The sequence below is a fragment of the Candidatus Megaera polyxenophila genome (assembly GCF_029982035.1).
Lineage (GTDB): Bacteria > Pseudomonadota > Alphaproteobacteria > Rickettsiales > Rickettsiaceae > Megaera > Megaera polyxenophila.
The window spans coordinates 792,248-812,959 of the sequence record NZ_CP104166.1; the positions used below are offsets into that span (position 1 = coordinate 792,248).

Annotated in this window: 20 protein-coding genes and 1 pseudogene; 9 read left to right on the forward strand and 12 right to left on the reverse strand. The window is 36.6% G+C overall.

Features of this window, described 5'->3' with window-relative positions; translation table 11 throughout:
* The first annotated feature begins 435 nt into the window (after window positions 1-435).
* Window positions 436-729 (forward strand): 50S ribosomal protein L28, encoded by a 294-nt coding sequence (rpmB, locus tag N3Z16_RS04240; RefSeq protein ID WP_282485645.1) that lies wholly within the window; start codon window positions 436-438, stop codon window positions 727-729.
* A pseudogene (gene rpmE, locus N3Z16_RS04245) lies at window positions 726-955 on the forward strand (50S ribosomal protein L31). Before rpmB ends, rpmE begins: the two are co-directional and overlap by 4 nt.
* 138 nt (window positions 956-1,093) lie before the next feature.
* Here rpmE and N3Z16_RS04250 read toward each other — a convergent pair.
* From N3Z16_RS04250 to N3Z16_RS04260, 3 genes are read right to left on the reverse strand one after another with little or no spacing between them, the layout of a single operon-like run.
* Complete coding sequence (locus N3Z16_RS04250) at window positions 1,094-2,155, reverse strand: hypothetical protein (RefSeq protein ID WP_282486870.1); 1,062 nt, start codon at window positions 2,153-2,155, stop codon at window positions 1,094-1,096.
* Window positions 2,156-2,167: 12 nt separating this feature from the next.
* Entirely contained in the window at window positions 2,168-2,410 is a 243-nt protein-coding gene (locus N3Z16_RS04255; protein WP_282486871.1) for a hypothetical protein, read from the reverse strand.
* A gap of 54 nt (window positions 2,411-2,464) precedes the next feature.
* On the reverse strand, window positions 2,465-2,884 hold the full coding sequence (locus tag N3Z16_RS04260; RefSeq protein WP_282486872.1) for a DUF1398 family protein: 420 nt from the start codon (window positions 2,882-2,884) through the stop codon (window positions 2,465-2,467).
* Window positions 2,885-3,640: 756 nt separating this feature from the next.
* Here N3Z16_RS04260 and N3Z16_RS04265 point away from each other — a divergent pair.
* The 5 genes from N3Z16_RS04265 (at window position 3,641) to N3Z16_RS04285 (ending at window position 7,612) form a co-directional block, all read left to right on the forward strand.
* Window positions 3,641-3,928, forward strand: coding sequence for a MarR family transcriptional regulator (locus N3Z16_RS04265; RefSeq protein ID WP_282486873.1), 288 nt, complete (start codon window positions 3,641-3,643; stop codon window positions 3,926-3,928).
* 196 nt (window positions 3,929-4,124) lie between these two features.
* Window positions 4,125-4,562: an IS200/IS605 family transposase gene (gene tnpA / locus N3Z16_RS04270; protein WP_282485546.1), complete on the forward strand. Its 438-nt coding sequence runs from the start codon at window positions 4,125-4,127 to the stop codon at window positions 4,560-4,562.
* A 318-nt stretch (window positions 4,563-4,880) separates the two neighbouring features.
* Window positions 4,881-5,138 (forward strand): hypothetical protein, encoded by a 258-nt coding sequence (locus N3Z16_RS04275; protein WP_282486874.1) that lies wholly within the window; start codon window positions 4,881-4,883, stop codon window positions 5,136-5,138.
* A gap of 676 nt (window positions 5,139-5,814) precedes the next feature.
* Entirely contained in the window at window positions 5,815-5,952 is a 138-nt protein-coding gene (locus N3Z16_RS04280) for a DDE-type integrase/transposase/recombinase (RefSeq protein ID WP_410519638.1), read from the forward strand.
* Between the two features lie 220 nt (window positions 5,953-6,172).
* Window positions 6,173-7,612, forward strand: a complete 1,440-nt coding sequence (locus N3Z16_RS04285) for an AAA family ATPase (RefSeq protein WP_282486875.1) — start codon at window positions 6,173-6,175, stop codon at window positions 7,610-7,612.
* A 130-nt stretch (window positions 7,613-7,742) separates the two neighbouring features.
* Here the strand turns inward: N3Z16_RS04285 and N3Z16_RS04290 are convergent, their stop codons facing one another.
* Complete coding sequence (locus N3Z16_RS04290; protein ID WP_282486876.1) at window positions 7,743-8,702, reverse strand: transposase; 960 nt, start codon at window positions 8,700-8,702, stop codon at window positions 7,743-7,745.
* Window positions 8,703-9,683: 981 nt separating this feature from the next.
* On the opposite strand from N3Z16_RS04290, the gene N3Z16_RS04295 reads away from it, so the two are divergent.
* On the forward strand, window positions 9,684-10,721 hold the full coding sequence (locus N3Z16_RS04295; protein ID WP_282485609.1) for an IS630 family transposase: 1,038 nt from the start codon (window positions 9,684-9,686) through the stop codon (window positions 10,719-10,721).
* Between the two features lie 249 nt (window positions 10,722-10,970).
* Here N3Z16_RS04295 and N3Z16_RS04300 read toward each other — a convergent pair whose 3' ends face one another.
* A complete protein-coding gene (locus tag N3Z16_RS04300) occupies window positions 10,971-11,465 on the reverse strand; it encodes a lytic transglycosylase domain-containing protein (RefSeq protein ID WP_282486877.1) in 495 nt (164 codons plus the stop codon).
* An 88-nt stretch (window positions 11,466-11,553) separates the two neighbouring features.
* Between N3Z16_RS04300 and N3Z16_RS04305 the strand changes: the two genes are divergently transcribed.
* A complete protein-coding gene (locus tag N3Z16_RS04305; protein ID WP_282486878.1) occupies window positions 11,554-12,156 on the forward strand; it encodes a hypothetical protein in 603 nt (200 codons plus the stop codon).
* A gap of 5 nt (window positions 12,157-12,161) precedes the next feature.
* On the opposite strand, the gene N3Z16_RS04310 is transcribed toward N3Z16_RS04305, so the two are convergent.
* Genes N3Z16_RS04310 through N3Z16_RS04340 form a run of 7 tightly spaced genes read right to left on the reverse strand, consistent with a single transcriptional unit; the run spans window position 12,162 to window position 20,647 of the window.
* On the reverse strand, window positions 12,162-15,020 hold the full coding sequence (locus tag N3Z16_RS04310; protein ID WP_282486879.1) for a conjugal transfer protein TraG N-terminal domain-containing protein: 2,859 nt from the start codon (window positions 15,018-15,020) through the stop codon (window positions 12,162-12,164).
* Between the two features lie 2 nt (window positions 15,021-15,022).
* Entirely contained in the window at window positions 15,023-16,420 is a 1,398-nt protein-coding gene (locus N3Z16_RS04315; RefSeq protein ID WP_282486880.1) for a conjugal transfer protein TraH, read from the reverse strand.
* Complete coding sequence (gene traF, locus N3Z16_RS04320; protein WP_282486960.1) at window positions 16,417-17,241, reverse strand: conjugal transfer protein TraF; 825 nt, start codon at window positions 17,239-17,241, stop codon at window positions 16,417-16,419. Before traF ends, N3Z16_RS04315 begins: the two co-directional genes overlap by 4 nt.
* A gap of 10 nt (window positions 17,242-17,251) precedes the next feature.
* Window positions 17,252-18,382 (reverse strand): conjugal transfer protein TraN, encoded by a 1,131-nt coding sequence (traN, locus tag N3Z16_RS04325; RefSeq protein WP_282486881.1) that lies wholly within the window; start codon window positions 18,380-18,382, stop codon window positions 17,252-17,254.
* The gene (locus tag N3Z16_RS04330; RefSeq protein WP_282486882.1) at window positions 18,343-19,407 is read right to left on the reverse strand and encodes a hypothetical protein; all 1,065 of its coding nucleotides are present in this window, start codon (window positions 19,405-19,407) and stop codon (window positions 18,343-18,345) included. Before N3Z16_RS04330 ends, traN begins: the two co-directional genes overlap by 40 nt.
* Window positions 19,404-19,586, reverse strand: a complete 183-nt coding sequence (locus tag N3Z16_RS04335; protein ID WP_282486884.1) for a hypothetical protein — start codon at window positions 19,584-19,586, stop codon at window positions 19,404-19,406. The genes N3Z16_RS04330 and N3Z16_RS04335 overlap by 4 nt, the downstream gene beginning before the upstream one ends.
* The gene (locus tag N3Z16_RS04340; RefSeq protein WP_282486885.1) at window positions 19,583-20,647 is read right to left on the reverse strand and encodes a hypothetical protein; all 1,065 of its coding nucleotides are present in this window, start codon (window positions 20,645-20,647) and stop codon (window positions 19,583-19,585) included. The genes N3Z16_RS04335 and N3Z16_RS04340 overlap by 4 nt, the downstream gene beginning before the upstream one ends.
* Between the last annotated feature and the right edge of the window lie 65 nt (window positions 20,648-20,712).

Sequence of the window (20,712 nt, forward strand, 5' to 3'; positions counted from 1 at the left end):
TTAAAGAATGGTGGCCAGTACTCAAATCTAAATTAACGGGACATTATAATTACTTTGGAATTAGCGGTAATTATCGCTGTCTTCAGCAGTTTTATAATAAGATCTTTTTGATTGTATTTAAATGGATAAATCGTAGAAGTCAGAAGAAAAGTATGAATTTAGACCAATATCTAAAATATCTACAATGGAATCCATTACCGACACCGAGGATATGCTATCCAATGTATTAATTCTAGCTTTTATAGCAAATGTTCCATTGAAGAGCCGTGTGCGGGAAAACTGCAAGCACGGTTCTGCGGGGGATGTCGTGGTAATGATCGTTTAATTAACAAATTAAGAGGAAATTAGAGGAAGAGAAATTATCACGGCGTCTACCTAATTCTTTTTCTGGAAAATTAAGTTTTATATTTTATCAAATAAGAATAGGAATTAACCATGTCTCGTAAATGCGAATTAACAGGTGTTGGGGTACAGTTCGGTAATAACGTATCTCACTCTCAAAGAAAAACCAGAAGGCGTTTTGAGCCTAACATTAAAATTGTTAAGTGCCACAGTGAATTAACGGGTCAGGAATATAAGCTGAAAGTAGTTGCACGATGCTTACGTAGCATTGAAAAAGCAGGAGGCTTTGATTCCTATATGCTAAACGCAAAAGTCTTTAAGATGTCTGATAATGCCAAATCTATTAGAAAAGAAATTAAAAAAATAAAATATAAGGTAGCAGCATGAGAAAAGACATTCATCCAAAATATCAGTCCCTAAAAATCAAAATCGGTAAAGATGAGTTTTTGACTTCTTCTACTCTACCAAGCGGTGAAATCCTAATGGACGTAGATTTCGTAAACATCCGGCTTGGAATAAGTCAACTCTTAATGTGGTAAATCAGTCCAATAAAAATGTCAGCGACTTTAACAAAAAATTCGCAGGCCTATCTTTCGGCATAAAAAAGAACTAATTGGTATTATATCCTTTAATTTTGGCTTTGTAGGTCAAAGCTTGGGGTTTTTAAGCAAAATTTAAAGTTCCTAGGCATTTGGCTAGATAGAAGACAATAAAGGTTTTTTTTATGCCCTATATAATCTTTTAATGATTATCATAATAAACCTAGATGCAACAAATAATAGGTTTTATTTTTTAATGCTTTTGCTTCAAATTTAAGTTTAGTGCCAAAAATTAATTTACAATACTCCAAATCTCCTTTATCGCCTGATAAAAAAAGGTCTTTAGTGCTCATTGAGTTTAGAAAAATTTCGATATCATAAGCAGAGTTACTTTCTAGTTGCTTCGCAATGGTAATACCATTCCCTTTTTTAGATTTGGTCTCAGCAGAATGAATACAATTCCATAATAGTAATCTAAAAGTATAAGGTAATACCTCTTCTAGGCTGCCTTCATACTTTTTTACTAATATTTTGTTTTCTGGTGTAATCCAAGTTATTGAATTAACTGAGACTATAATAATTTCAAATGATTTATCAAAATTCTTAATTAAATTTATTGCTCGTTCTTGCGCCTTCTCTAAAGGCAACTCACATTTGAACAATTCATCATTTTTTACTATTTCTTCTATTAAACCATTACTTCTAGGAAAAAGGATATTTAGAGTATGATTATACTTGCGCAAAACATTGTTTATAGTTTGTTTAAATTGCTCTATTTTGTTTTCAAGATTTTTGGTTATTTGTGCTATTCCTGAATTTCCCTTACATAAACCTCTTTGGTCTTGGTACCCTTCAATTAATTCTTTCAAATTACAATTTTGGAGTTGCTTTATTACAGAACTGCAATGAATTGGAGTTGTTTTTAAACCAAAGCACTCTTCTTTTACTAAATCGTGCAGTTTAGGAATAATATAAAATCCTTTTTTTTCTAGAAATGATAATTTGTAATTTATCTCTTCATTACCGAAATTCATATATACACTAGTTGAATTAAGCTTATTTTCACTGGTCAAACCTAAAAATTCAAAAAGCGTTGTTTGTGTTATAGCAAGTTGATAATTATTCAAACCTGATGTTTGGCTTTCTATATCACTCTTATAGAAATCAATTAGTGTTGAACTATCTAAAATTAGATATTCAAATTCAGTTATGAACTCATACTTATCTTGGAAATTAAATAATTCCTTACAAAGGTCTAATATATTGTTACTCATTAAAATTTATAATTATTCATATAAATTGTTTTCCTTTAGCTTGCTTTTTAGTTCAGAAGTCTCCTCCTTAAGGATTATGTTTTCCTGCTGAACTTTTTCTAAGTATGCTATAGCTCTATATTTTTGTTTCTTGATTTTCCATAATTTTTCTGGATGTTTTTGTACTGATTTTTCTATATCAGTATTATCATAACTACGATTAGCGCCGGTTAACTCTTGGCGTTTGTTTTCATAAGGAATAATATCATCCTCCAAGAATACTAAAACCTTTGTATTAATTATTGCTATTACTAAGATTAGCCTTAGTTTTTATCTTGTTATTTCAATAGTTGGGTATTCCTCAAGGTAACTTTCACCATTTACTCCGTAATAAGTAACTTTTCTAGTAATAAAATCTACTTCATACTCGATAACACCTGCTTTCCAAGAAGCATGCAGAAATTCAGAAAAAGTACAAAGACCTTCTTGGTCAGATCGGATCGCGCTGATCAAAGCTTTACGATCAAACTTTGGGATTTCATGAGTACCCTCTATAATAGGAATTCCTTGTTGAACTACTGCTCCGTCTCTTGTTAAATAAATAGACTGGCACGATGGCAAAAACCATCTGTTCATCTTAACACCTGCTTGGCGTAACACTTCTGCAAGAATAGGAAAACCACCAGCTTTTGGACGAATTGAGATTGCGTACTGCTGTGCTTCAATAATTTTATCAACAATTTTGTTCATGTATCTTTTTTCTGTTTTACTTGATGAAAATAATATTAAAATTATAAAACAAAGTTTATTAATGCAACAAATATTAACAACGATAAATATTTAATATAATTCACTGTATTGCAGAATTATTCTGCACCGTCACAAAAAAACGACAGTTTGTTTATGTTATTACATAGTGCGCAGCATTATTTTTTATGCTATGAACAAGACCTACATATTCTAATTTAACTATTTTTTGCCTGATAGCTTTTTGCTACACCCGTGTATCTCAGAAATTCGTCTGTAATTTAAAAATATTCCCTGTGTTTTTAGCTTGCTAATATAATTGCCACCTTTTTTATAACCTATCTTCACAAGACCTAAAAGTATCATTAGCTGCTCTTTATTAATAAGAGTAGCTAATACGAGATTGTTAGTAGATGAATATTTTTGTTTGGTTGAAGCTTCTGGTTCTTGTTTTTATAAATTTAACATTATTTTTAAAAAATTTTAATTAATTTTATTTTTTAGAAAAAGTGCCATTGATCAAGGGAAAATACAGACTTATACTCCAAGTTACCATGTTGTGGAGGTAGGATGCTTTTCTTTGCGGTTGAGCACTCTTTCCTTTTGTGTTATTGTTTTTTAAAATCCTCTACATAACCTCCTAGCTTTTACTTACATAACAAATGAGGATATTAACTATTTTACTAAAATCAAGGTTTTCAATTGATTTTTTGATAAAAAATATTTTATATATTAATAATATAAATCTTTTTGTAAAGTATGACTAAAAGAACAATGCTTAGTGATGCTATTTTAAGCTCAGACATTTTGTCTACTGGGCAAAAAAAAGTATTAAACATAATATGCTCTTCAGATTATCCTATATCAGTAAAGGGTATTTTAGATATAATGGGCTCTTCTAAACAAGCTGTTCATATTAGTATAAAAAGTTTGTTAGAAAGAGGGTTTATTACAAAACATAAAGATAGAGTTTTTGTATACAAACCTAATAAGACAAGAATTGCAGAATTGGAAACAAGATACATTCAAAAACTTTCTTTAAAATGATTTTTGACTTTTTAATAAAAAAATATTGACTTTTATATTCTTTTCCTATATGCTTAATTTATAAGGCATAAAAAAAACGCCTTAAGTTTGCGGCTTAAGACGTTTTATAGTCCCTTTGGTGGTGAAAACCTCCATCTTCCAGATGGAAAAGCTTTAGCTTGTCTAATGCGCCATGATGCGGTAGCATCATAAGTCTATGACTTACTATAACAAAAGATCACATTCAGTTTTTTATCATCGTTATCATATAGTATGGATAACGAAATATCGCTATAAGGTACTTACTTACGACATAAAAAAACGTGTTCGGGAACTAGTGTTACAGGTAGCTGAGGAAATGAGTATAAAGATAGAAAATGGCGTTGTATCAAGCGACCATGTCCATATATTTGCAAATATTCCTCCGCATATTAAAATTAGTGAATTTGTTCAGAAAGCTAAGGGAAGATCATCTAAAAGAATACAGGAAGAATTTCCGATACTAAAAAAGAAATACTGGGGTAGACATTTATGGGGCAGAGGATACTTCAGTTCAACTAGCGGTAATGTTACAGATGATATGATTAACGAATATATCAACAAACACACTGACGCTCATGAGACCGACTTTACTTCAAATATTAGGCTAGAATGAGCTTTAGCTTGATAAGCGACTTCTAGTCGCAAAGATCAAACTTTCATCTCTCAGATGAAAGTGGTTGATTTTTCTTATTTAGTAGTGAAGATATTTTAACTTTGACTGGTTTCATATTTTCACTTTTTCATTCAACCTTAAAACAGGAGAATTTATGTATAATAGCAGCAATTTTACCTTAAGTAAAGATATAATCTTTGGGGCAAAAAAACACACCAATATCAATTTCATATTAAATAATATCAAATTATTCGAGAAAATAAGGATTATCAATCTTTTATATTTTTATTCCTCTGTAAGAGAAATGGAGGTATGAAAATGACTGTAATAAAAGACCGTTTTATTCGACGAGAAGAAGTATCAAAACTTCTTTGGGGTATGATTAATGATATTTCTACCCATAGTTTATCAATGTGGTTAAAATCAAAAACCGATAATGAATTTGTGGTAGTGCCGAGAGAATTCTGTGTTTTAGTAGTGTCATTTTTGGAACGACAAGTTCCACAGAAGGAACATTTACTGTTTAATTCTCAAAATGTACTGGATCAACTTGAAGAAATAAAACGCTATTTATAACTGTAAAATAGGAAATTGTTAGTTGTAATATCCTAAGAAAAATGATGAGATCAATAACAGTCAAAATATTATTAAGTTTTAAATACAAGCATAAAAACAACAAAGTCTTATTAAGAGAATAGAAAGAAGCAGTGGAGTTGTAATAAAGTATTGAATTATTTTTTTAATCTATACAATTTAGGCGTCTTGTCGATTAGGAAAATGAGTAATTGATTTACAAAGTCAATATTTATTACAACTCCACTGCTTTTTTCATTCGGTAATATAATAAGTTCCTTTACATTAAGTTAAAACCATTTTTCATGAAATAAATAAAGCTCATCCCCAAAATCTACATATTTCAGATCTTGGAATCAGGTTTTTTGATGCTCATAATATTTTACCCAAGTATTTTGTAATATCCGTACTGCAACAAAAAAAACGACTGTTTTTGAATACTTTAAATTTTTACCATTTAAAAATATCAAAACGTGTGAATTTGCCAATTAAAATATCGTAAAAAATTTTACTAATTAAATGTTGCAAATGATCATAGGTAAGAATAAATATAGGTGTATTGTGCCTTTAGTAAAAATGCATAAACTATTAACTTATAAGTAGTAAATTACTTTAAATATTAATTAATAGTTGCAAAATGATAAAAATTATTTAAGATAGAGGTGTTGGAAATAGAGAGATTAAGTATTTGAATAATAATATTGAATTCGATCATGATAAGCTTAAGTTCTTAATCAAGCCAAAATCAGGTTTTATGAAAACAGCTTATACAACCATCAAAGGTTCTGAAGTTATGAGAGTGTTTAAAAAAGGATGATTCGACTTCTGGAAATATGGTCAAGGTGTGTTTTTGTTGGTGTCATATCTTGGTACTAATCCATTTCTCCTCTTTATTTGCAACACTTCCAAACCTGAAGGCATGATAGATAGTATTAATGCTCAAAAAAACTAAAAACATCGTCTTGAGCATTTTTTTATTGACTTAGAACTATGCTCAAGATATTGTATACCTTATCTTAAGCATAATATAGGTTACCATGTCCAATTCCATATTTATTGGCCGCAAGCGAGAATTAGAGCAGTTAGAGGCTTTATATAAAAAGAAAACCCCAAACCTTATTGTTGTTAAGGGGCGAAGAAGAATTGGAAAAAGCAGACTTATAGAGGAATTTGCTAAAACATCCAGTACTAAAACATTTTGGAGTTTCGCAGGGCTTGCTCCAGAGGATGGCATCTCTGCTCAAGAGCAAAGAGATAATTTTGCACGTGGTTTAGCATTAATGCTAAGAATCCCACCTATAACTTTCCACGATTGGAGCGATGCTTTTGAACATTTGAGCCTTCATATTAAGCCTGGTGATATCGTTCTGCTTGATGAGATTTCATGGATGGGATCAAAAGACCTTAGTTTTATTCCTAAGCTCAAAGCTTGGTGGGATAAGCAAACTGTACATTTGTTGCTTGTATTTTGCGGGTCTGTATCTACCTGGATTGAGGAAAATATTTTAAAAAGCACAGCATTCTTTGGGCGCATCAATTTGACGATTAGTTTAGAGCCGTTATCCATTCCAGAAAGTGCTAAGTTTTTACGAGCACTCGGTATGCAACTCTCTGCTTATGATATGTACAAACTGCTTAGTATTGTTGGTGGTGTGCCATGGTATTTGGAGCAATTTAACCCTAACGTAACAGCTGATGATAACATCAAGCAACTTGCTTTTGAAAAAACCGGATTACTTGTAACTGAATTCGATCGTATTTTCCACGATCTCTTTAATGGTAAAGGCTCTACCTACAAGAGAATTTTGGATAGCCTAAAAGATGGTGCTAGAACTTTATCCGAAATCAGGCAAAGCATAGAATTTGCTCATAGCGGTACTTTAAGCCAAATGATGGATCATCTGGTTGTAGCTGGTTTTGTTATTAAGCAATCCTTATGGTCATTTAAAACTACCAAACCTTTAAAGCAAAGCCTGTATAGGATCTCAGATCCCTATATGAGGTTTTATCTCAAAGTAATTGAGCCAAACAGCGGTGCTATTGCAGAGGGAGGATTTGATCAAGTGTCACTCTCCACCATACCGGGATTTGAGACGCATATGGGATTGCAGCTTGAGGCACTACTACTACAAAACCGCCATCTATTGCTTCAAAAATTAGGCATTTCACCTGTCGATATTGTGCGTAGTGGCCCCTATAGGCAGACGAAAACGACGACTCAGCAAGGCTGTCAAATCGATTATCTTATACAGACCAAAACGAACACCTTGTTTATTTGTGAATTTAAATTTAAAAGGCGTGAAATTGGTGGCGATATCATTGCTGAAATACAGGAAAAGATATCAAGATTAAAGACACCAAAGGGATTTGCAAAAGTAGCAGTGTTGTTTCATTTAAGCGGTGTTGCACCTGCTGTTGCAACAAGCTCTTACTTTTATCGCATCGTCGATATTATAGATTTTTTGGAAGGCAATTAGGTACCTGTTTATGAAATTAATGTGACTTACCGATATTCATCTTAACTTGTTGGACAAAGACAGGAGGATGGATTTTTACTGCACAAGATACCGTCTTACCTGTCAATAATTTTTTTACTATTTTATAAAATTATATTGTTTTTATATCTCTATTAAAAGGAGTTTTGTTTTTAAGTACTCCATAAATAATATGAAGCAATTTACGCATAGCAGCTATAACTATAACCATTTTAGATTTTCCTGTGTTGCTTAAGCGTTCTGAGAAGTTTTTAATAATTGGATTAAATCTCATAGCAGTTAATGCCGGCATATAAAAAGCCTTACGTAAATTTGCATCTCCTGTTTTTGATATTCTATCAACTCCCCGTAGAGAAGAACCAGATTGCCTTGGCTTCGGATTAAGACCAACAAAGGCAGCTAATTGTTTTGCTGAATTAAAATTTTCTACATTTAAAAAAGCAAGTATTACTCCAATTGTTTTTTCTCCTATACCGGGAATTGAAGCCAGAAGTGTATTTCTATCATTTAAATCCTGATGTTTCTTAATATGACTAAATATAAGCTCCTCTATTTCCTCGATCTGCTTATCCAAGAAGTCAATATGAATACGGATATTAGCACTGATTATGTTGCATGCTCCTTCTAGCCTTCTAGTTTCCTGATGTTTATTAGTAATTAAACTATCTAAACGTCTTACCCATTGTTGTAACTCTTGTACATGCGAAGGTACTGGTTGCCAAAGGTCAGGTTGTATTGCTTGGCAAAAATAGGCAATTAGTTCACAATCAGCTTTATCAGTCTTAACTCTGGAAAGTCTACTCATAGAAAAACCCTTTACACAAGCAGGGTTTACTACACTAACTTTAAAATGATTGCCATAAAGGTACTCAGCAAGTGAAACTTCATAACCACCAGTTGCTTCCATACAAGCATGAGCATCATGTATTGATTTACTTACCAACCATTGTTTTAGAGTAGAAAATCCTTTGGAATCATTACTAAACTTTTTGGTGTTGACCTTATGATTATTTAATAAGGCTACATCAAAAGTTTTTTTAGAAATATCTATACCTAAAATTATGTTGTTCATAAGATACCATTTATGTTAATAATTAATAGAATACCCAAAGATCAACCTTGTGAATACAGGCTCATTGATAAAATTCAAGGCCTCAGATACCGTCCGATCTTTTTTGAGTATTTGAAGGCTAATTGCTTATCTCACCTGCAGGATTATGTATCCTAAGAAGTCCAGCGGCATATTTAGCCTTCTACCTAAGCGCCCTTAAGTATCCTTTATTTTTTTACTAAAGGCAATTTCCAAGATACAAGAAGAATCAGATCATTGCAGGTTGTAATGAAAGTGTGATTTTTGGCAGCATTTATACCGATCAATTATGGGTACATTAATAAGCGGGTTTTTCCTGACGATGATTCTATTTTTAAGACTTTGTACCTGACAATAGACTATATTATGCGAAAACGGAGGATGCTTATTTAAAATTGGGGAAAAACTATGGCTCATTTTTTAATTTAAGGGGAGAATTTAAGTGCCTGTTTTTGAATTTACACATAAAAAGACAGAGCCTTACCACGGCCAGCAAAAATAGATCTTTTACCTTTATAACCACCACTTTCTGTAGCATAAGGAGCAATACCAACTAAAACAGTTAATTAACCAAATTCAATATTACCAAGTTGAGGTATTTCGCAGATGGCAGTTGCAGAAGCAACTATCTACCACAATATAACCTGTCATATGGGACCTCATTTTATATAGTTAAGGTGGATATGCTACATGTTCATACACAAGGTAAAATCTTTTAACATCTGTTCTTATTCATTATCCAAAAGGATGGGTCTTTGCTGGGAGTACTAAGTCTAACGCTCCAACTGTGTTTGCAGTTTATCCATCTTTGCCAAAAATATAATTGATCAAATTATGATTATCCAGGTAATTTTTATTGTATGAACTGGCTAATATAAGTAATATACAAGGATTATATTAACCCACCAATTAAATACCCGACATAACTATTGCCAAGAAGGAAGGAATTTGTATAATGCAATAATGTCAAAAAGTGAAGATTTTAGGAAATTATCAATAAGCGCACAAGCGTCGATGAGAAAGATTGCTCTAAAACTAGTAAAAAGAGGAGAGAGTCAATCGTCGGTAGGTGAATTAATAGGAGTGAGTCGCCAGACAGTAAATGAATGGGTAAGGAGGGAAAAGAGAGGCGACAAGTACGCAATTAGTGGGAAGTTAAGAGGTAGAAAGATAGGAGAGAAAAGGCTTATAACCGAAGATCAAAGTAAAATAATACAAGGGTACGTAAATATCTCTAGACCAGAAGATCACAATATCAAATCAGCATTATGGTCAAGAAAATCAGTTAATGCACTCATCAAAAAACATTGTGGATTTTTTCTTCCCCTAAGTACAATAGGCGAATATTTAAGAAGATGGGGGTATACTGCACAAAAGCCAAAGAAGTTAGCATATGAGCAGCAACCCAAAAGGGTTCAATTTTGGTTAGATGAAGAATATCCGTCAATAGCCAAGCAAGCAGAATATGAAAAGGCAGAAATACATTGGTGCGACGAAGTAGGGATAAAACAAGAGTGTCAGGTATTACAAAGCTATTCTTTAAAAGGAAAAACCCCTGTTGTGATTCATAAATCGAAGAGATTTAGTATAAACATGATATCCACTGTTACAAATAACGGTAAGCTAAGGTTTATGCTGTACGAAGAGACACTAAAAACAAATGTATTTATAGAATTTTTACGGAGGTTGGTAAAATACTCCAAGAAAAAAATCTTCTTAATCCTAGATAATCTCAAGGTTCATCATAGCAAAAAAGTACAAATATGGACTCGGAAACATAAAAAGAAAATTTCTTTATTTTTTCTGCCTCCGTATACTCCGCAACATAATCCGGATGAATATTTAAACAACGATTTAAAAAGAAATGTAAATAGGAAACATATACCTCTTACAAAATCTGAACTCCAAGGGAATTTAAAATCTTACCTAAGGACTCTGCAAAATAACCCAGAACATATCAAAAGATTATTTCAGGCGAAAGAAGTAAAATATGCCGCCTAAGTCGGGTATTTAATTGGTGGGTTAATATATTGAATCATGATATAAATTTTTTAGATATGTAGACTTACCGGTTTTTCTGGCTCCCCATAAAAAAATTGACTGATGCGGTTCAATATTCAAGGTTAGGTATCTTTTATATTTATACATGCCGTAAAATCCCACAATAAAGTTAATATTCCGTAATTATATTATAATTTCGGAGTATAATCCAAGTTATTATTATATTTTTGCTATTTGACATTTAAATTCTCATACCCCTATCCATGCTAAAGTTATTTTCCTTGAATATTTCCTATAATACTCTGCAGTGCTTGAATGATAGAATCTTACCGCCTTATGCCAATCACCGTATTTTTTATAGAGTTTTAAAAGAAAACCGGCCGCATATTCTATATTCTTTTTCGGCTCCAGCATTTCTTCTATCGACCCAAAATTCTCCCGGTGCCATTTGACATTTAACTGCATTACTCCTACATCAATATTAGTAATTCCTTCGGCTAAGGCTTCATGGATTAGAGCTACTGCTTCCCTCTTATTACTTCCGATCAGCGACTTGCCTTGAATGTTTAAGGCATACGGCTTGCTACCCGATTCTACCGTAGCAATTGCAAGCAATAATCCTGAAGGTATCTTGTGTAGTTCTTCCTGCTCGGTAATTAACGCTTTAAGCTCATTTTTTAAGGGTATAAGCTCAGTCTCATCCGCATTAGCGTAATGAGCACACAACAGAACTAGAAAACCCATGCAGGTAAACTTAATCCCTTTGCAAAACATTAGAAATTTTGAGATAATACAATGATGCAATTCAAACCTAAAGTAACGGAAGGTACTTATGAGTGATTCTCCAAAAAGATCAATAATATCAATCGATAATTTCTGGAATATCCTGACTTGGGTTGCTATTCCTTTATCTGTGGAAATATCTTCTGAATACGGTAGTATTTTAGGCCTTATCGGCTCTTTTACTTTAGTTCCGTACATACTAGCTAAATTTAATAACATATATTTTGACCCTTCTAGCAAAGAAGATACTCCTTTAGCGGAAGTAAAAGTTTTTAATAAACGAGGAGAATCACTTTCCATGCACTTACCTTTCGAATTTGATTATGTTAAAAGTTGTTTTATTGTATCTATTATCATGATGGTAATTATAGGTAACGTATTTACTCCTAGTGAAATTGATACTTCCTTAATAATATTTGCTCTCCTTGGTTTACCAATGTCATACTTTATAAAAAATAACATTCCCGTCTCCGCTTTTTTTAATTCCAAAGCCTGGGATTATTATGAGGTTCTGTTTACTCCAAACGATAAAAAAATTTCTCATACAACAGCTTCCGGCCCATCTAAGAGTCCAAGTTCTTCTTTGGATAATTACTACTCCCCTAAAAAACATTACCTCTCTTCTAATATCTACAATCACAAACGCTGGTAATTCCCTTACTCTTTTGGCAATTTTCTACCCACATAATCTTTGAATCGCCTTGATTTGTCAGCTTCCTGCACTGCTTTAGCTTGTTGAGTTTGCTTGTCTTTGAGCTGAGTCAATTTCTTACCTGCCTGACTTTGTACCTCTTGTGTCATTTCTTTGTGCTTCATGTTTAATGCTCTTTCATTCGTATCAAGTTGATTTTGTACTCTGTTTCTATCAAGTCCTTCTGCTTGGGCCCTATTATTTAATGCGGTATGCTCTGCGGTTTTTCTTGCGGCAATTTCCCGTTCTCCTTTTTTCTTTAAAGCAGCAGATTCGTTGTCATATTTCGCTTCAAGAGTTTGTTCCTTTGCACTAATTGCCTCAGGTACTCTATTCGGTACTCCGTATAAGCTACCGAATAACTGATCCGCTACCTCTCTCTTGGCTTCATTTAATTGCCTACGTTGGTGCGGAGTTGCCGAGATCGGATTCTCTATTAAATCATGTGCCTCTCTACTCTTTAAGCCCATTGCTTTTAAGCGCTCTTCTACCTTGTGAGTACCGTCTATATTAAAGGTCTCACCAAATGACTCTACTTGCTGGATCTGATTTGATATGTTCTCTGCTCTTTCATGATGTACCCCGATCTCCGATGTTAGGTTTTTGACCTTCTCGGAAGCAGAAGTAATAGTGTCGGTTAACTCATGATTTATACCGATACTTTTATTAAAGTCGGTATTTTTGGCAACTTCCGTTATGGCCTCCTTATTGCTGCGCCAGTGATCGCCTTCGCTGGAAATATAATTTCTATTTATAGACTGAGTATTCTTACTATCAAATTCCACACTTCCAGTTACGGACGCACTAAGATCAAAAGGCAAGGTTTTAGACAGAAGTTTACCGGCATATTCACCCACTTTATCGGGAATCGGTAATTTCTTAACCATATTACCGATAGCCGTACCTGCATCTAATTTACCGGTAATATCCCCTCTTAACGCATTAGATTGAGCCTTATCATAGCTATATCCCTCACCATGAGTTAGTTCATAATTGACTGCTTTTTCAAGAACAAGACCGTCTTTACCGAGAGTACCGAAATTTATCTTCTCGCCGCTATCAACACGTTTTGCCAGCTGGGTAATATAACTCTCCATCGAGGTCTCCTGGATAGCCTGTATGTCATTTAACTGCATACCTTTACTGCTGATATACCGCTGCTCTTCATTTAATGCTCGTTGATCGGAACTTAGTTTCTCGCCGCGGAAGTCTATCTTGTTTGTATAACTACCGAGGTTAAGACCGGCTCCCGTTAAATGATGGATATGACCGTCCGGCGTAATACGTTCCTGCGAGCCGTCTAACTGACTGATTGCCGAACTACCCGCCGATAATTGCCTGTTAAAATCAGTTTTAAAGGCAGTTTGGGTAGCCCGTTGCATTGTATCAATAGCTACGGTATTAATACTTATACGACCTTTGACATGTTCCTCTGCCGCAGTTGAAGCAGCGCTTTGCCCCATTACCTGACCGCTTAAATGCATAAGACCGCCTGCAGACCCGGCAACTGCCTGATATGCAATATAGGGTATCATTATCTGCATGCTACCTGCTATTGCCGCTATCCTATCGGCACTATGACCTACCTGACTGTAAGTCGTATAATTTATTATCCCGTTATCAAGACCGAAAATACTGATACTGGTATACATCTCTACAAACATATTCAGTATTGCATAGAAAAACGGCCATAACTGCACCGAACATACCCCGAGCAAAAATGTCCGGTAATAACGAAGGCCCCCGGGTAGTAACATCATCGGTGCCAAAAGTACTACCGATGCATAAAGCATGCATTTTACCAGGGTAAACAGTATCGGTAGCGTATCCTGCGCCAGCTCCGCCGTAATTGCCCAGATCGTATCCTGACTTGCTCTTGCCGTTGCTACTCCGTATTTACTGACGCTGTTTTTGTTAGCCATGGCAGTGAGCATCATTTGCTGGATAATAATATCCCTGGCATTTCCGGTTTCGGCAAATCCTGAAAATACCGCTTCCAGATTCGAGGCAAAGGTCTTTTTGGCAAGTTCCTTATCATACGGTCTTTTGCTTGGCTCGCTACCGCTAGCCCTTGCAAATAATGAATTTGCATACCTACCGATTATTGATTCGCATTCCTCAGGAAAATATCTTTCTTCTATTAATTTTGCCGCTTCATGACACTTCATGCTCTGATATTTACCGCCGACAACAAAACCTACCCTTGACATACCGCCGGCATTTTCACTAACCAGTTTCCATACATCAGGAGCGTTATGTAAATCGTTTATCGTATATTTGTGACCAATCCCGGCAGTGTATTTCACGCATTTATCCAGGAAATTATGCATGTTTCGATTGAACTCCGGCGATCTGATGCGCCAGTTTTTTGACTCCCTCTGCATCTGAGCCCCAAATGCCAGTCCATAATTGCGATACTCAAAACTATCTGACTTCATTACCGGCCTTATTGCCTGCTCTAAAGCGCCCGCTAGCATATCCCCAACACCTTCAAGCCAACCGACCGGAATAAACAGAAACGGTAAATTATCTACTACCTCAATATTCTTTGAAACCCTGTCCTCCATCTTTATACTCATCTTTGGTGTAAGTAAACCGTTAATGACAAAATATAACGCCATGATTCTGATAATCACCGGTCGCTCACTGATTCCCATACTACGATTAGTCGACCATACGACTGCCGATATCATGATACTTACAACGGCAACACTCCTGATCATCACCATAAAGCCTTTTTTGTTCATGATCATTGCAATACCGTTTAGAATATAGTACATGGCATCTCCGTAGCCGTATGTAAAAATCGATAGATCAAGCGTCATATTTAAGCCCCCAGTTTTTCAAAAATCAGATCAAATTCAGCTTCCTGCTGGCGTAGTCTCTCTTTGGCCTGCATGATCACTACCAACCTGCTGTAAGCATGTTCTTTAGTATGACGCAGCATCGATAGTACTTCCTGTGCCGTATCGAGATACCTCTCTATTTTTCCGCTATCAACCTGGGCAAATTCCAGAGCTCTTACTTCCTTCAGTGTTTTATGCAGGATTCCTTCAAAAAATCCGCTCATCACCTCATAACAGATTACATCTATGAATTCCGCGTTTCTCAGGAAAATGTTTGTCTTATCACCGGCCCTAGCTAGTTCCTGCTGGATAAGAGGAATGATCGGAATTGAGGAATATTCAATTAAAGCCATTTCCTCGTCACTTAAAATGGGATCCTTGGCATCTTCCTCTACCTTGTCAACAAGGCTATCCAGTATAGTACCGATTTTACCGTATAACGTATCCTTCACCGTTAATGTTGTTACCACTACCTTAGGATCAAGGCATTTCTTCTTCTCATCACAAACATACATCTCTACCCTGCTTGATTCTCCTTTAGTACCGATATATTTTTCAAGAAAAGATGAATCAACAATCAGGGAAGGTAGAGGCTTAAGACTAAGTCCACCCTCTATTTTTGTTGCAATCAGACTTCCTGCAACACTCATCATCAACTCCTTGAATTCTACCGAATCGGAACTACCCTTGCTGAGCGCTTTCCAGACCAGATTGAAATTATCCCCTAGTAATGATGCAAGTTCTTCCGTATCGCCGGGATCGCCGTAAGGAGAAGCTCCGTTTGTGCAAAGCTTATGTGCTTCCGATAAATCCTTACCGTTTTTCTTCACCGCATTATGCATAAGACAGCTCTGGCCCTGCCCGGCCTCAAGCTGGCCGACCAATCCACCGGCTAGCTGTTTGGCAAGTCCGCATTGCTCCAGATTGAAATTGTTTATATCTCTTGCTATTGCTTCAAACTCGGCAATGATGTTCTCGCATTGCGGACAGAAACTCTTTGCCGCCATTTTAAACGCATAAGCACCGGTACTGGCCGTCAGTTTTTTCATAAAAGCCGAGAACTCGGCAGAATTGATGAAACTTAACCCTCCAAACCTGAAATCACCCGATCCTCTACAGGCGTCAAAGTTAAAACTGGGTAACTGAACATGTGCCGGTTGTAATGTTTTGGGTCTTGCGCCGCGGATCTGCAAAGAACCGCCGGTCATAAACCCTCCCTGCTGATCCCGGATAATAGCAGGGGCATTATAATTGGACATGCCGCCGCTTTGATCGATGAATTTAAGCAGCTTGTTCAGCCCGCTAGCATAGGTGTCCCTTGTAGCAAAAGTTAAAATTAATATGACGCCGGCAATTAATGTTTTCAGATCTCGTATCATCTACCCACTCCAACATTAATGCCTTTTTCTTCAATAATATGCCAGGCTTTGACAGTATTTTCCTCCAGCTCCGATAAAGTGACAAATCCCCGAATCAGCTCAAACGCTTTTCTTGCATCCTTTCTTATGGCTATTACCGTCGGTGTTGCCGATATACCGAGTTTATTAATCAGGTCCTGACTAACTGTGCTACTCCCCCTAAAATATTCTGATTCTGAGCCGTCTACACTAACGGCTTCTATTTTAATCCCGTGCGTATCTCCAAAGGATTTCAGTACAGGTTCAAATTCACTCGACCGTGGGCAAGATTTACGATAGAAAAATACCAGTTCATAATCTCTTGCAAATTGCTTGATTATTTCCTTCTCGGCCTCCGCCTTGATTTTTCTATTCAGTTTTACGGCAAATACATTTTCCGGGGAATTAACCAGATCACGATATTCCGGTTCGATAAAGTTCTGCTCGTCCCATAATTCCTGCATCCTTATGCCCCTATCCATGATTTCACCGAGTTTATCCCGATAGGCTTTTTGCGTCTTGTAATTTGGCCTGGCCAAATAGACATAACGCAAATCTTCCAGCTCTTTTATTATGCTTTCAACTTCGCCCTTTGCCTCTTCTACCGTAATTTCTTCATCAGGCACTTCATTACTCTTGCTACCGGAATAGGGTTTTGAATTAGATCCTTCTTCCTTTTCTTCAAACCATAACCAGCCACGGTAACGTTGCTCAAAAAACCCCGGCTCAGCTATGGCCCTAGAGGGCAATACCATTAAGCCAATCAGTAAAAACATCGGAATATTGCAGGTTCTTTTTCTCATCACGTCCCCCTTACTCCTCCAGCTCATCAGGTATATTGCTACTCCAGCCGGTCATATTACTCGGCGGATCTAATGGATCATCATTGCCTTTTCTAATGCTGGGCATTGAGCTATTCACTCTTCCTGCAATCTCATCAGGATTAGGTGACTGATATTTACCAAAAAACTTTCCTTTGAAATCCTCAATGAACTCCGTAAAATCCACCAGTTCCCAATCTATCCTCTGCATTTCCGTTAATGTCAGTCCACGACAGTTTGGCGATCCTCCGCTACCGAAGTTTAACCCAAGCTGTTTTCTTCCTTGTACCTGCACCACTTTATCGAGCATATTGCCAAAGCAGCAGAAATGATGTTTTACAACGGTGGTTACCCCTAGCGACTTTATTTTTTCCTTACCTACATAAACACATAAATTCTTTGACCTGCTATCTGCAAGCAGTTGTTCATCCTTATTACACCTTGCCCCGAATTCTTTTCCCCAGCCCTTCATGTTTATTCGGCAGCAATTCGTATATTCGGCCATTTTCTTAGAGCAGTGTAAGCCCGACCCCTGAAATAAACTGAAATTTCCATCCCTATCAGGCTTCATCTTGCTAAAAGCATAAAGCTTCGATATTGAATCCATCATTTCACCGTTTGTTAAATAACTTTTATCTATACAGTTCCCGTCCATACAGGGAATACCCTTACAGATCAGTCCTTCCTGACCGTCTTTGTGTGTTAAATCATACCTGACGGTTTTGTTTTCAATTACTCCGGGCTCCCAGGCTTTACAGGAAAATTCCCGCTCCTGATTAACGCAATTATCCTGACTATCAAAAAGCAGGCAGTTACCGTTTGCTACAAAATAGCACCCGCTATAACTCCGGCAGTTATTCTTACTTGGATAATTACAGGTTTTAGTATATGACCACTGCCAGCAATCACGGTATACGTCAAAGCCGTCTATGTTGCGCGTTCCGCCGCCGCTTACGCAAACCCTGCCCGTATCACTACAAGGATGACTTGAGATGAATCTTTTGCCTGCAATTGCAACTTCCATGTTGCCAAAGATCAGGATTAGCCAGCAGGTAGAGATTTCCAGAATAAAATTCAGTTTTTTTATTGGAGTATACATGTCTCGCTCCAATCTTCTGACCACTGCTCACATACAGGATAACCGTCCCTATATTGGTAATTTACCGTATAACTTCTCCATCCATAATCTTTATGACCGAGCCTCCTACCGCCGTAATACCAACCGTCTACCGAAAACAGACTGCCACTCCACCATGAACTCATCTCGGTACTGATATTATCAAGAGTGCTCCCGGGGTGTTTAGTAACTAGAAACTCTCTCATCAGTGCAACATGATAGGAATTAGGCGGGATAGTACGAGGAGCGCTGAAGAAACCGCCAATAGTTCGTGGCCCCACCGAGAGTTTGTATTCAAAACAGCTTCTTCCGGTATGATCTACCCAGAATACGGTTTTTCCTGAGCGAAATAACTCGCTACCTGAGATAACTATCTGACGGCTTTGCCACAATCCCCACCTAATCCCACGTTTACTACAGCACATCGATAGAATATCCCGGCAGTTATATTTGTTTCGCGGCTCTTCACACATCGTCTTGGTATAAACGGTGTCTTTTATCTGCTCCTTTTTAATCTCGATATGATACTCGGGTTCAATTACCTTGTTCCCCTGAGCAGCCCGGCAATCTATTCCGAATTCCTTAAATAGCACAAGTACTTTTCCAAGCAGCTCGCCTGAGCTATCAGCAATACTGACCGCATCTTTTTGATGTGCGGCATTTAACGGATTTGTATAATCAACATGCAACTCCTCCATTATGCCTGTTCTTAGTACCTCTTCCCTTCCCTTTGCCTGTAACTCAGTCGCCCTAATACTACTCAAATCACCGGCTGCGGCCTTGAGTTCATCGTCTGTTTTATCTGATATCAATTCAAGATTGCCGGAAGAAGTAATACCGTTAACTGCCTGCTCCTTTAAAGCGTCCATAGCTTTCTCGAAAGTACCGTAATCCTCTATCTCCTTTTCGAATAAATCCGTTTTGGGATTAATATTGGTTTTTGCAATCGGATCCCGGTAAGCTCCATAAGCAGACGCTTCCAATAACCGGATACAAAAAACTATTGTTAATTTAACTCTAACCTTATTCATTCCCTGCATTCTCCGGTTTTGTTCTTATCGTTTTCATCAGGTAAAATCCTGCCCATACCGTTACCGACAAATGCCTTAAGAAAAACCTGATTCTTAAAACCGTTATCCGGCTCATCTAAACCGCTTAAACTGTTATTTGAGAACATCCGAATCATCATTACCGATTTTAATATTTTCATGATTCCAACCCACATACCTCATCCCATTCATCAACCCACTCGGCGCAGATTTCAGAACCGCTCCGATATTGGTAATAGAAAGTTACCTTAGAGGCTTTTACAGAAAGACCGTTAAGTATAGAAAGACCGCTAGGTATACCTCCACCACGCAAGGTATTAGAAACAACGTTTTGTGAATATCCGGGGTATAATGCATCCCATATATGAGTAACCACTATATCCTGAGTTCCTACATTGATTTGGGACAAACTTACACCTATAGCACTTGCTATGTATATTGCTATTTCCTGATGATAGACGGGATTAATCGTAAAACGATTAAAGCTATTTGCTACTCTAGTGTCTGTAGGACGGAAATAACTTCTAATCCACCAGTGCCAAGGGATTGATTGATATGGTATAATAATTGTTTTATCCTGCCACGCCCCCCACTTCATTCCACGTTTAATACAACGCACAATCAGACTGTCATGACAGTTGTACCTATTTCTTGGTTCTTCACACATAGTCCTGGTATAAACGGTATCCTTTACCTGCTCCTTTTTAACATCAATATAATACTCAGGTTGGGTTACCTTGTTTCCTTTGACGGTCCGGCAATCTATGCCAAACTCCTTGAATAATTCAGTCAGTTTTTTAAGTAAATCTCCGGAAGCATCTGCAATACGGGATGCATCTTTTTTATGTCCGGCTATTAACGGATCCGTATAATCGACATGTAACCCCGTCATACCAGTTCTCAGTACCTCTTCCTGACCTTTTACCTGCAAATCGGTTGCCCTGATGGTACTTAAATCACTTGCCGCCGACTTAATCTCATCACCCGTTTTATCCGTTATCAATTCAATGTTGCCGGAAGAAGTAATACCGTCAATCGCCTGCTCCTTTAAAGAGCCCATATGATCCTGGAAAGTACCGTAATCCTCTATCCCCTTTTCAAATAAATCCGTTTTGGGATTAATATTGGTTTTTGCAATCGGATCCCGGTAAGCTCCATAAGCAGACGCTTCCAATAACAGGTCGCATAAAACCATTGTTAATTTAACTCTAATCTTAATCATTCCCGGCATTCTCCAGTTTTGCTTGTGCTTCGAGCCCTAATTCCCCTTTTTCGGCAAATAAACGT